This is a genomic window from Cellulomonas soli, assembly GCF_052036975.1.
In the GTDB taxonomy this organism is placed as follows: Bacteria; Actinomycetota; Actinomycetes; order Actinomycetales; family Cellulomonadaceae; genus Cellulomonas; species Cellulomonas soli_A.
Map to the genome: position 1 here is coordinate 216086 of NZ_JBQIAR010000005.1, position 12926 is coordinate 229011.

Annotated in this window: 8 protein-coding genes; 5 read left to right on the plus strand and 3 right to left on the minus strand. The window is 73.1% G+C overall.

Annotated features, from left to right (window positions below; all coding sequences use genetic code 11):
* Window positions 1-5 precede the first annotated feature (5 nt).
* Window positions 6-563, minus strand: a complete 558-nt coding sequence (locus ACTHAM_RS07750; RefSeq protein WP_440686041.1) for a CDP-alcohol phosphatidyltransferase family protein — start codon at window positions 561-563, stop codon at window positions 6-8.
* 155 nt (window positions 564-718) lie between these two features.
* Here ACTHAM_RS07750 and ACTHAM_RS07755 point away from each other — a divergent pair, with 155 nt between their 5' ends.
* A complete protein-coding gene (locus ACTHAM_RS07755) occupies window positions 719-1132 on the plus strand; it encodes a CoA-binding protein (RefSeq protein ID WP_440686045.1) in 414 nt (137 codons plus the stop codon).
* A 296-nt stretch (window positions 1133-1428) separates the two neighbouring features.
* Window positions 1429-3252, plus strand: coding sequence for a DEAD/DEAH box helicase (locus ACTHAM_RS07760; protein ID WP_440686048.1), 1824 nt, complete (start codon window positions 1429-1431; stop codon window positions 3250-3252).
* A gap of 27 nt (window positions 3253-3279) precedes the next feature.
* On the opposite strand, the gene ACTHAM_RS07765 is transcribed toward ACTHAM_RS07760, so the two are convergent.
* On the minus strand, window positions 3280-6066 hold the full coding sequence (locus ACTHAM_RS07765) for a substrate-binding domain-containing protein (RefSeq protein ID WP_440686050.1): 2787 nt from the start codon (window positions 6064-6066) through the stop codon (window positions 3280-3282).
* 121 nt (window positions 6067-6187) lie between these two features.
* Between ACTHAM_RS07765 and ACTHAM_RS07770 the strand changes: the two genes are divergently transcribed.
* From ACTHAM_RS07770 to ACTHAM_RS07780, 3 genes are all read left to right on the plus strand, one after another.
* Window positions 6188-7204, plus strand: coding sequence for a LacI family DNA-binding transcriptional regulator (locus ACTHAM_RS07770; RefSeq protein WP_440686052.1), 1017 nt, complete (start codon window positions 6188-6190; stop codon window positions 7202-7204).
* Between the two features lie 187 nt (window positions 7205-7391).
* Entirely contained in the window at window positions 7392-9713 is a 2322-nt protein-coding gene (locus ACTHAM_RS07775) for a glycoside hydrolase family 6 protein (RefSeq protein ID WP_440686054.1), read from the plus strand.
* 131 nt (window positions 9714-9844) lie between these two features.
* Window positions 9845-11614, plus strand: coding sequence for a cellulase family glycosylhydrolase (locus ACTHAM_RS07780; RefSeq protein ID WP_440686056.1), 1770 nt, complete (start codon window positions 9845-9847; stop codon window positions 11612-11614).
* Between the two features lie 100 nt (window positions 11615-11714).
* Here the strand turns inward: ACTHAM_RS07780 and ACTHAM_RS07785 are convergent, their stop codons facing one another.
* Window positions 11715-12776 (minus strand): threonine aldolase family protein, encoded by a 1062-nt coding sequence (locus tag ACTHAM_RS07785; RefSeq protein ID WP_440686058.1) that lies wholly within the window; start codon window positions 12774-12776, stop codon window positions 11715-11717.
* Window positions 12777-12926: the final 150 nt, after the last annotated feature.

The window sequence follows — 12926 nt, forward strand, 5'->3', positions numbered from 1 at the left end:
CGCCGTCACACGGTCCTCGGGCTCCGCGAACGGAGCAGGTCGCGCGCCTGCGTCAGGTAGAGACCGGCGGAGAACCAGTACAGACCCACACCCCACAGGGCGAAGGCCCACCCCACGACGCCGCACACGACTCCGACCGGGTCGGCCCACTCCGACAGCAGCAGCAACGGGAAGGCATACAGCAGCGCGAACGTGCCGGCCTTGCCCGCCAGGTGCACCGGCAGCGGTCCGAACCCGGCGCGCCGCAGCACCACGAGCATCACCGTCAGCACCACGTCGCGCAGCACCAGCACCACGACCAGCCACCACGGCACCGCACCGCGCCAGGCCAGCCCCACGAGCGTGACCAGGATGAACAGGCGGTCCGCGGCGGGGTCGAGCAGCTGCCCCAACCGCGAGACCTGGCCCAGGCGACGCGCGAGCACGCCGTCGAGCCAGTCGGTCGCACCGGAGAACGCCAGCACCAGGACAGCCGTCGCATCGCGTCCGGCGTAGATGAGCACGGCGAACACAGGCACCAGCAGCAGCCGTACGAGGCTGATGAGGTTCGGAACGGTGAGCACGCGCTGCGTGACCACCTCACTTCGCGGCACGGCTCCCCCGGCTCCCCCCGTGTGTCCACTGCCGGTCGTCCTGACCTGCGGGCACCGATACTAGGCGCCCGCCCGCGCCCGCAGGGCCCCACACGCGTGGACGGACCGCGTGGCAGGCTGCTCAGGTGACCTCTCGCAACGACCCCGACGTGATCGCGCGCCTGCTGGGGACACCCGGCCGGTGGGCCGTCGTCGGGCTGTCCACCAGCACCACCAGGGCCGCGTACGGCGTCGCGGGCTTCCTGCAGCGCAGCGGTCACACGATCGTCCCCGTGCACCCGTCGGCGTCCACCGTGCACGGCCAGACCGGGTACCGACGGCTGGCCGACGTCCCCGGGCCGATCGACGTCGTCGACGTGTTCGTCAGCTCGTGGCGCGCCGGCGCCGTCGTCGACGAGGCGATCGCCGTCGGGGCACGCGCCGTGTGGCTCCAGATCGGGGTGATCGACGAGGCTGCCGCCACGCGGGCGCGCGAGGCCGGGCTCGACGTGGTGATGGACGCCTGCCCCTCGATCGAGGCGATGCGCTCCGGCCTCTGACGGCACGCGATCCCGGGCCTTCCCGCAGCCAGGGACCGAGACGCACCCGTGTGGGCGACGTCACCCGGCCCCTCGGCACCGTGCAGGCGGCGGACCCCGTAGACTGTCGGACGAATCTGGAGTTCGTCGCGTCCCCCTTGGGCGCGCCACCGGGGCCGTGAGGCCGTGCGGGGCGCGCGTGCGAGTCGTCGAGGCACCGGGAGTTCCCGGAAGCCGCTTGGGTGTGCTGGGGCTGCGACCCACCGTCACCGTCCTGGTGCTCGGTCAGGCTCCCCCGCGATGAACGGTCATCTGTCTTGAGCTCTGTGCTGCCCTCGTCCACGCCTGCCCCGGCTCCCACGGCCGTCTTCGCCGACCTGGACCTGCCCGCCCCGCTCGCCGCAGCGGTCGCCGACCTCGGCTTCGTCACCCCCTCCGCGATCCAGGAGCAGGCCATCCCGGCGCTCCTGTCCGGCCGCGACATCGTCGGCGTCGCCCAGACCGGGACCGGCAAGACCGCCGCCTTCGGGCTGCCGCTGCTCGCCGCGATCGACCCGTCCGTGCACGGTGTGCAGGCGATCGTGCTGACGCCCACCCGTGAGCTGGCCATGCAGGTCGCCGACGCGATCAGCTCGTTCGCCACGCACCTGCCCGGCGTCGACGTCGTCGCCGTGTACGGCGGCGCGCCCTTCCTGCCCCAGCAGCGTGCGCTGCAGCGCGGCGCCCAGGTCGTCGTCGGCACCCCCGGGCGCATCCTCGACCACCTCGACCGCCGTACCCTGCGCCCGGACAACGTCCGGTTCCTCGTGCTCGACGAGGCCGACGAGATGCTGCGCATGGGCTTCGCCGAGGACGTCGACCGCGTGCTCAGCTCCACGCCGTCCGACCGCCAGGTCGCCCTGTTCTCCGCCACGATGCCCCCCGCGATCCGCCGGGTCGCCGAGCAGCACCTCAACCGCCCCGTCGAGGTCACCGTCGCACGGCAGTCCTCCACCGTCACCACGGTGCGCCAGACGTACGCGGTCGTGCCGCACCGGCACAAGACCGGTGCGCTGGCCCGGGTGCTCGCGGTCACCGAGGCCGACGCCGCGATCGTCTTCGTCCGCACCCGCGGTGCCGCCGAGGAGATCGGCAGCGCCCTGGTCGAGCGCGGCATCTCCGCGGCCTACATCTCCGGCGACGTGGCGCAGGCCGACCGCGAGAAGATCGTCGACCGGCTGCGCTCGGGCGCGCTGGACGTGCTCGTCGCGACGGACGTGGCCGCGCGCGGGCTCGACGTCGAGCGCATCGGCCTGGTCGTCAACCTCGACCTGCCCCGCGAGCCGGAGACCTACGTGCACCGCATCGGCCGCACCGGTCGCGCCGGCCGTGAGGGTGAGGCCCTCACGTTCGTCACGCCCAGCGAGCAGACGCGACTGCGCCAGATCGAGCGCACCACACGCCACCAGCTGACCGAGGTCACCATCCCCTCGCCCGGGCAGGTCTCGGCGCACCGCGCCTCCGCCCTCCTCGGCCGGGTCGAGGAGCGCGCCGCCCGCGGTCGCCTCGACACCGCCCGCACGGCCGTCACCGACTACCTGGCGCAGCACCCCGAGACGGACCTCGTCGACCTGCTGGCCGTCGTGACCGCGCTCGCGGTCGGCGACGAGGGCCCCCAGGCCAAGCCCGAGCTCGGCGACGACCTCGACGACGCGCTCAGCCGCGCGCATCTGACGCCCGAGCGGGGCGGCCGGTACGAGCAGGGTGACCGCCCCGAGCGTGGCGGCCGCGACGTGCGCGACCGCGCCCGTGCCGGGTCGTCCTCCGGCGGACCGCGCTACCGCGTGGCCGTCGGGCACCGCGACGGCCTCCAGCCCGGTGCCCTGGTCGGCGCACTGACCGGTGAGGGCGGCCTGACCGGCAAGGACGTCGGCAAGATCGACATCTTCGGCAGCTTCGCGCTCGTCGACATCCCCAACGGGCTGACCCCTGAGGTCGTCGACCGCCTGGCACGCACCCGCATCGCCGGGCGCCCGCTGCACATCCGCATCGACGCCGGTCCGCGGCCGGGGCACGGCGCCTCCCGCCCTGCCGGTGGCCCGCCGCGCACCCCCCGTCACGGCGCGCACCCGAGCGAGGGTGCCCCGGCCCGTCGTCGCTGACGGCGCTCGACCGGCGAGCGCCTGAGATCACCCCGGAGCCCCGCCCGACCACACGGTCCGGCGGGGCTCCGGTCGTGGTGGCTCAGCGCGCAGCGGGCGACGGGTGGCCTCGTCCAGTGCCTGGCCGCGGCGCACCGCGATGTCGGCCTCGCGCAGCACGGCACCGACATCGCGCATCCCCCGCACGCCGTCCACCAGGCCGATCGCCACGCGCGGGCCGAGCTCGGTGCGCAGCTCCTCCAGCAGCTGCCGGACGCGGGCGGGCACACCGGCGGCATGGGTGTCGTCCAGGAGCAGCACGAAGTCGTCCTCCCCCAGCCGTGCCGCGGTGTCGCCCTCCCGCAGCGCTCGTGCGAGGCGGTGCACGACGATCTGGTGCGCGTCCGCGGGTCGCGCCGTGCGGTGCTCGGCGTCCCGCTGCACCAGCGAGTCGAGCACGCCCCGCGCACGGACGGCGTCGGGCAACGCGCGGAGCCCGGCGGATGCCGGCCCGGGGATCAGACGCACCAGGGCGACGGCGGCGTCGTAGGTCGCGGTGCGCCGGGTGCGGGCCAGCGCTGCACCGAGCCGGTCCTCGAGCAGCAGGCGGTTGGCCAGGCCCGTGCGCGGGTCACGCAACGCGTCCCGTTGCCGGGCCAGCTCGCCCTCCTTGCGTTCGGTGATGTCGACCAGGGCCCCGACCAGGCGCGCCGGGCACCCCGCCTCGTCGAGCACCGACACGGCGCGGCAGGCCATCCAGCGGTAGTCACCGGCGGCCGTGCGGATGCGGTGCTCCACCTCGAACGGTGAGGGCGACCCCGCCAGCTGGCCGGCGATCGCGGCCGAGACCTCCTCCCGGTCGGCCGGGTGCACGCGGTCGAGCCACTCGCCGGGCGACGAGCCGATCTCGTCCTCGCGGTATCCCAGGGTCTGCTTCCACCGCGTCGAGAAGTACACCGTGCCCGCCGAGACGTCCCAGTCCCACGTCCCGTCCTGCGCGGCCAGCGCGGCCAGCGCGTACCGCTCCTCGCTGGCCCGCATCGCATCGGCCAGCGCGCGTTCCCGGGCGGCAGCCTGCTCGAGGGCTCGCCGCTGCTCGCGCAGCGAGGCCAGCAACCTGTCCTGGTCGAGCGCGACGGCCAGCAGGGCCGCCCAGTGGTTGAACCGGTCACGGGCGCTCGTCGAGCGGGTCTCGACCGGGCCGTCCACGGCCAGCAACCCCCAGTCGCTGTCGCCGAAGGTGACCGGCAGCACGAACGTGACGTCGCTGGACCCCACCACCCCGGCGCGGGTCAGGGCGACGGGCGGGAACTGGCTGGCGGTGCTGCGCGCACCGATGAGCCGCGTCAACGAACCCGTGGGGTCGTGCACGCCGACGACCTCGAGCTCGGGGTCACCGGCGCCGCGGTCGCTGTCCAGCCACAGGGCCAGGCAGGCCGGGCCGCGCATGCCTCGGGGCAACCAACCCAGCGCACGGGGACTGGTCCCGACGCCACGCAGCAGGTCCATGTCGACCTCGTACTGATCGACGATCGTGCGTTCCAGGCGGCCGCTGCGCACCAGCAGCGCCCGGGTGCAGCCCTGTGCGAGCGCCTGCAGGACGTCGGTCCCCGCCCGTGAGACCGCGTCGGCGTGTCCCGGGGGTGGCTGCGTGGCGCTGACAGCCCGTTCGAGCTCACGGACCGCCACGACGACCTGCTCGAGCGCCTCGGGGTGCGGCTGCAGCGCCACCGTGAGGTCCGCCAGCCGGGCCATGGCGCTGACCTGGGTCGCGGTGCCGCGCTCGGCCGCGGACTCGAGGGGGTCCAGCACGGCCCGCCACCACGCCTCGCGGGCCTCGGCGCCGATCCGTCGCAGGGTGCTGCCTGCCGCGGGACCGGCGAACGCCGAACCGGCCAGCACGTGCAGCCGCTCCCGTGCGTCCTGCACGTCACCCCCGGGCGTCGTGTTCGGCACCCCGGCCTCGGTGCAGCCGCACGACTCGCGCAGCACCAGGCGCGAGGGCGGGCACAGGTCGCCGGGCTCCTCACCGCGCAGGTTCGCGAGCAGTGCGGCCACCGCCAGCTCGCCGACCTGCTCGTAGTGCGGGTCCACCGTCGACAGTCGCGGGACGACCCGGGCGCCGGAGTCCGTGTGGTCGAACCCGACGACCGCCTGGTCACGCGGCAGCAGGAACCCGCTGGCACGCAGCGCACGCTGCAGACCGACGGCGTTGCGGTCCGTGGCGACGACCACGGCGGTGGTCGGGGTGCCGGCGGCGACCAGGCGGGCCGCGGCGTCCGCGCCCCCCTGCTCGTGGTTGTCGCTGGCCTCGTAGCACCACGCCTCGAGGGGGTCGATGCCGTGCGCGGCGAGGGTGTCCCGGTAGGCGGTGTGCCGTTCGCGCATGTCCCGCTGACCCAGGTGGCCGACGAAGCCGATCGCGGTGTGCCCGTGCTGCAGCAGGTGCTCGACAGCCGAACGGACACCGCCGGCGTTGTCGGGGGCGACGACCGGCTCACCGCCTCCGGCGACGGCGTCCTCGCTGACCAGGACGAACGGCACGCCCCAGTCGCGGATCGAGGCCAGCCGGTCGTGCCGCACCGCGGAGCCGACGACGACCAGGCCGTCGACCGCACCCAGGCCGACGGGGGTGTGCAGGGCGGGCTCGTCGGGGTAGCGCTCCCGGTCGAGCCCGGCGGGGAACGTCTGCACCGCCACGACCCGGTGACCTGCGGCTCGCGCCGCACGGGCGATGCCGGCGATGAGAGCACCGAAGTAGAAGCCGCCGACGACGGGTGAGAGCACACCGATGGTGTGCCGGGCCGTCGCCTGTCCGTGCCGAGCAGTGCCCATGGACCGCCTCTCGCCTGCGCCGTCGGAGCCGAGACGATGCGCGCTGGCGCATCGGGCGACACACTAGGCGATCGTGGTCACTCCTGCACATGACGCCAGTCGCACGGTCGGTTCACGCCCGGTGACCGCGCGACGGCCGACCATCACGGACGTCGCCCGCGCCGCCGGTGTCTCGATCGCCGTGGTCTCCTACGCGCTCAACGACCGGCCCGGCGTCTCGGCTGCCACCCGGGAACGAGTCCTGCGCGTGGCCGACGAGTTCGGCTGGCGACCCAGCGCGGCGGCACGTTCCCTGCGGACCGGCCCCCGGGCCGTGGGACTCGTGGTCGACCGTGTCGCTGCCTCCTCCGCGCACGCGACCGCCCTGCTCGACCTGGTGACAGCCCTGCAGGACGTCATCGCCGCGCGCGGGCTCGCCCTGCTGATGCAGGTGGTCGACGACCCGCAGGCCGCCGTCGCGCTGTACGGCTCCTGGTGGGCCGAACGCCGTTTCGACGTCATGGTCGTCACCGACGTGCTCGCGCAGGACCCGCGCGTCGACGCCCTGCGCCGACTCCGGGCGCCCGCGGTCGTCGTGGGCCCACCGCAGTCGGTGCACGAGCTGGCCTGCGTTCACCTCGACGAGGACGACGCCTACCGGCGGGTCGGCCGGTACCTGCTCGAGCTCGGCCACCGGGACGTCGCCGCGATCACCGGACCGGGCGCCCTGCTGCGGACCCGGTCACGGGTGGCCGCGCTGCGCGCAGTCGTCGAACCCGCAGGCGGTCAGGTCCTCCACGAGACGACGACGTCGACCCCGGAGGACGCCGCCGTGGCCACACGTCGGCTGCTGACCTCGCCCACACCCCCCACGGCCCTGGTGCACGACAGCGACCAGATGGCCCTCGCCGCACTCGACGTCGCGCGCCGCACCGGGCGCGCGGTGCCGTGGGACCTGTCCGTCGTCGCAGGTGCCGACTCGGCGCTGTGCCACCTGTCCACACCGGCGCTCACGACGCTGCCGTCCGCGCAGGCCGAGGTCGGCACCGCCACGGGACAGGCGGTGCTCGCGGTGCTGGACGGCGAGACGACCGCGGCCCGGACGGTCGTGACGGGCGCCCTGGCCATCCGCGGCAGCACCGGGCCGCGTGCCCGCTGAGCACGCCCCGTGGACCCGCTGTGAAGATCACGATCCGGTCACGGCGCAGGCCCTAAACGTTTCACGGCGTGCCCACCCCGCCACACCGCGTGATCAGGTGCGAACCGGTCGCCGTGGACCCTCTCCAGGCGACCCGCGGGCGCCCGGGACCCGGACGTCCGCGCCGAACGAGACCCGGAGGACACACGTGTCCGAACACGGCAAGAGCAGGGTCAGGCGACGCGTCCGCGCCGCAGCGACCGCGGTGGGCGCGTTCGCGCTCGTCGCGGCACCGCTCACGCTGACCACGACCGCGAGCGCGGTCGAGGCGCACGTCGACAACCCCTACGCGGGTGCGACGCAGTACGTGAACCCCAGCTGGTCCGCCAAGGTCGAGGCGGCCGCGTCCCGGCAGAGCGACGCGGGTGTGGCCGCGCAGATGCGGGCCGTGAAGGATCAGCCCACCGCGGTGTGGATGGACCGGATCAGTGCCATCGCCGGCAACGTGGACGGTAATGGTCTGCAGTTCCACCTGGATGAGGCGTTGGAGCAGAAGCAGGGCGCGACGCCGATCGTGCTGAACCTGGTCATCTACGACCTGCCGGGGCGTGACTGCTTCGCGTTGGCCTCCAACGGTGAGCTGCCGGCCACCGATGCGGGGCTTGCGCGGTACAAGAGCGAGTACATCGACGCGATCGTGGACCTGCTCGCCCAGCCGCAGTACGCGGACCTGCGTATCGCGGCGACGATCGAGCCGGACTCGTTGCCCAACCTGGTCACGAACATCTCCGAGCCGCTGTGCCAGCAGGCCGCGCCGTACTACCGCGCCGGTGTGAAGTACGCGTTGGACGAGCTGCATGCGCTGCCGAACGTGTACACGTACCTGGATGCGGGGCACTCGGGCTGGCTGGGCTGGGACAGCAATGCCGGGCCCTCGGCCAAGCTGTTCGCCGAGGTGGCCCGCACGACGAGCGCGGGTCTGGCGTCGGTGGACGGGTTCGTCACCAACACCGCGAACTCGACTCCGCTGGTCGAGCCGTTCCTGACGGACTCCTCGGCGCAGGTCGGTGGGAGCCCGGTGCGTTCGGCGAGCTTCTACGAGTGGAACTACGACTTCGACGAGATCGACTGGACGGCGCACCTGTACCGCCTGCTCGTCGCGGAGGGGTTCCCGGCGAGCACGGGCATGCTGATCGACACCTCGCGCAACGGCTGGGGTGGCACCGACCGACCCACCGCCGCGTCCACCAGCACCGTGCTCAACACCTACGTGAACGAGTCCCGCGTCGACGGCCGTGTGCACCGTGGCGCCTGGTGCAACCCGCTGGGCGCAGGCATCGGTGAGCGGCCGCAGGCCAGCCCGGCCGGCTACGCCAGCTCGCACCTGGACGCGTTCGTGTGGATCAAGCCTCCGGGTGAGTCCGATGGCGCCTCGAGCGACATCCCCAACGACGAGGGCAAGCGGTTCGACCGCATGTGCGACCCGACGTTCGTGTCGCCGAAGCTGGCCAACCAGCTGACGGGTGCGACCCCGAACGCCCCGCTGGCCGGGCAGTGGTTCGAGGAGCAGTTCGTCACGCTGGTCAAGAACGCCTACCCGGCCATCACGGGGGGGACGACCCCTGGTGACACCACCGCACCGTCCGTCCCGACCGGTCTGAGCGCCGGTACCCCGACGGCGACCACGGTGCCCCTGAGCTGGTCGGCCTCCACCGACGAGGCGGGCGGTTCCGGTGTCAGCGGCTACCAGGTGTACCGCGGGACCACGCTGGTGGCGACGACCGCCTCGACGAGCTACACGGTGACCGGTCTGACGGCCAGCACCGCGTACTCGTTCACGGTGCGCGCCAAGGACGTCGCCGGCAACGTCTCGGCGCCCTCGTCGGCGCTCGCGGTGACGACGGCGGCGGGTGGGCCGGTCGACTCGACGGCTCCGTCGGTGCCGACCGGTCTGACGGTGGGCACGGTCACGGCCTCGAGCGTGCCGTTGACGTGGAACGCCTCGTCCGACGGGGTCGGCGGTTCGGGTGTGGCCGGGTACGACGTGTACCGCGGCACGACCCTGGTGGCCTCGACGACGTCGACGAGCTACACGGTGACGGGTCTGAGTGCGGGGACGACGTACTCGTTCGCGGTGCGGGCCAAGGACGTGGCCGGGAACGTCTCGGCGTTGTCGGCGGCCGTGTCGGCGACGACGACGACGGTTCCTGCGGCGGGCTGCACCGTGACGTACACGGCGAACAGCTGGAGCTCGGGCTTCACCGGGTCGGTGCGGATCACGAACACGGGGACGAGCACGCTGAACGGGTGGAGCCTGGGCTTCGCGTTCACGGGTGGTCAGCAGGTGACGCAGGGCTGGAGCGCCGCGTGGTCGCAGACCGGTGCGGTGGTGACGGCCACGAACCTGGCCTGGAACGGCACCCTCGCTCCGGGGGCGTCCACCGACATCGGGTTCAACGGTTCGCACAGCGGGTCGAACCCGAGCCCGACCGCGTTCACGCTCAACGGCGCCTCCTGCACCGTGGCCTGATCGCTCCTCGCACCCGTCGGGTGCGTCTGGCGGGGTCCCCCGGGCTCGTCCCGGGGGACCCCGCTCCCCCTCTGCCGATCCGGGAGGTTCCCGTGCCCCTGTTGTCCTTCCTCCGTTCGTCCCATGTCGCTGTGAGCGGCTCCTCGTCGGCGCAGCCTCGCCTCGGCCCGCAGCGTGTGCTGCGTCGCTGGGTCACGGCGGTCGTGGCTGCCGCGGCCGTGGCCACGTCGTTGACCCTCGTCCCGACGTCTGCGCATGCTGACGCGACACCCGACTGGCTGCACACCGACGGCGCCAGGATCGTCGACGAGAACGGTCAGGAGGCGTGGCTGACGGGCACCAACTGGTTCGGCTTCAACGCCACCGAACGGGTGTTCCACGGCCTGTGGACGGCCAACATCCGCACGGTGACGAAGGGCATGGCCGACCGCGGGATCAACGTGGTGCGGGTGCCGATCTCCACACAGCTGCTGCTGGAGTGGAAGGCCGGGACCGTCGTGACGGCGCCGAACGTGAACACGTACGCGAACCCCGAGCTGACGGGCATGAACAACCTGCAGATCTTCGACTACTGGCTCTCGTTGTGCGACGAGTACGGGTTGAAGGTCGTGCTGGACGTGCACAGCGCCGAGGCGGACAACGCGGGCCACTTCGCACCGATGTGGTTCAAGGGGTCGATCACCACGCAGGACGTGTACGCCGGGTGGGAGTGGGTGACGGCCCGCTACAAGGACGACGACACGATCATCGGCGCCGACCTGAAGAACGAGCCGCACGGCACGGCCGGTGCCACGCCTCGCGCCAAGTGGGACGCCAGCTCCGACGTCGACAACTTCCGGGCGTTCGCCCAGGAGACCGCCCGGCGGATCCTCGCGATCAACCCGCACCTGCTGATCCTGGTCGAGGGCATCGAGGTGTATCCGAAGGCGGGGGTGTCCTGGTCCTCGACGAACGGGGCCGACTACGACGGCACGTGGTGGGGTGGGAACCTGCGCGGCGCACGCGACCTGCCCATCGACCTGGGTGTGCACCAGGACCAGCTGGTGTACTCCCCGCACGACTACGGTCCGTTGGTCTCCGCGCAGCCGTGGTTCACCGGCGACTGGAGCCGCGCCACGCTCGAACGCGACGTGTGGGACCCGAACTGGCTGTACCTGCACAAGCAGGGCACGGCACCGCTGCTCATCGGCGAGTGGGGCGGCATCCTCGACGGTGGCCCCAACCAGCGGTGGATGACAGCTCTGCGCGATCTGATCGTGGAGCGGCGGATCTCGCACACGTTCTGGGTGCTGAACCCGAACTCGGGTGACACCGGCGGGCTGCTGCTCGACGACTGGGTCACGTGGGACGCCGCCAAGTACGCCCTGCTCAAGCCGGCACTGTGGCAGTCGGGCGGCAAGTTCGTCAGCCTTGACCACCAGGTGCCCCTCGGCGGGGTGGGCAGCACCACGGGGACGACGATCGCAGCGGTGGGCACCGGGACACCGACGGCGACGCCCACCACCACACCGACCCCGACCCCCACACCGACGCCCACCGTCACGCCCACGCCCACCCCGACGCCCACCCCGACCGTGCCGGCGGCGACCTGCTCGGTGCGCTACACCGCATCGAGCTGGAGCTCGGGCTTCACGGCGTCGGTGCGGATCACCAACACCGGCACCACGACACGGTCCGGCTGGAGCCTGGGGTTCACGTTCCCCAGCGGGCAGACCCTCACGCAGGGCTGGTCGGCCACCTGGTCGCAGACCGGCACGGCCGTGCAGGCCACCCACCTCGCCTGGAACGGCACCCTGGCACCGGGGGCCTCGACCGAGATCGGGTTCAACGGAACGTTCACCGGGCAGAACGACGCCCCGACGGCGTTCACCCTCGACGGCGCGACCTGCACGACGGGATGAGCCACGACGCGTGAGGCGCGGGTGGCGGTGCGCACCGAGGGTGCAGCGCCGCCACCCGCCGCTGCTGCAGCTGCGCTCGCGGGCGGCGGGCCTGCCGGGACTACCCGTCGGAGCGGGCGGCGAGGGCAGAGGCGACCTCCGCCACGAACGCGTCAACGTCTTCCTCGGTGGTGTCGAAGGCGCACATCCAGCGCACCTCGCCCGTGGCCACGTCCCAGTCGTAGAAGCGCCGGTGCGCCCGCAGCGTGTCGGCGACCCCGGCGGGCAGCACCACGAACACGGCGTTGGACTGCGTCGGCTGGGTGACCTGCACCCCGGGCAGGGCCTCCACCCCGGCGCGCAGCCGGGCTGCCATCGCGTTGGCGTGCTGGGCGGAGCGCAGCCACAGGTCACCCTCGTAGAGCGCGACGAGCTGGGCGGAGATGAAGCGCAGCTTCGAGGCGAGCTGCATGTCGACCTTGCGCAGGTACTCCAGGCCGCTCGAACGCGCCGGGTCGAGCACCACGACGGCCTCGCCGAACAGCAGGCCGTTCTTGGTGCCGCCGAACGAGACCAGGTCGACGCCGACGTCGGTGGTGAACGCCCGCAGCGGGACCTGCAGGGTGGCGGCCGCGTTGGACAGGCGCGCCCCGTCGACGTGCAGCGCCAGGCCGAGCCCGTGCGCGTGCTCGGCCAGTGCACCGATCTCGGCGGGCGTGTACACGGTGCCGACCTCGGTGGTCTGCGTGATCGACACGACACCAGGCTGCGCACGGTGCTCGTCGCCGAAACCCCAGGCCTGCCGGTCGACCAGCTCAGGGGTCAGCTTGCCGTCCGGGGTGGGCACCGTCAGGAGCTTGAGCCCGCCGATGCGTTCGGGGGCCCCGTTCTCGTCGGTGTTGATGTGTGCCTGCTCGGAGCAGATGACCGCACCCCACCGGGGCAGCGCCGACTGCAGCGCCAGCACGTTCGCGCCGGTGCCGTTGAAGACGGGATACCCGACGGCCTGCTCACCGAAGTGCGCCCGCAGCACCTCCTGCAACCGGGCGGTGTACACGTCGGCGCCGTACGCGCTCTGGTGGCCCTCGTTGGCCTCGACCAGGGCGGTGAGCACCTGCGGGTGCGCTCCGGCGTAGTTGTCGGAGGCGAAGTCACGGCGGGAAGGATCATGCAGTCGGGTCACCGGGCCAGTCTGACGCACGGCAGGGCGCGCACGGGTGCGGTCGGGCCAGCGTGCCGCGGCCGTGCGGGTGGACCCCGGATCAGCGAGGATCGGCGAGGGTCGACGGCGACCGTCGGCCCAGGTGCCCGACCTCGTCGGAGGCGGCGGGAG

Coding starts and splice junctions, on each gene's coding strand:
- ACTHAM_RS07765 (WP_440686050.1), bottom strand. CDS start 6,066: ATGGGCACTGCTCGGCACGGACAGGCGACGGCCCGGCACACCATCGGT.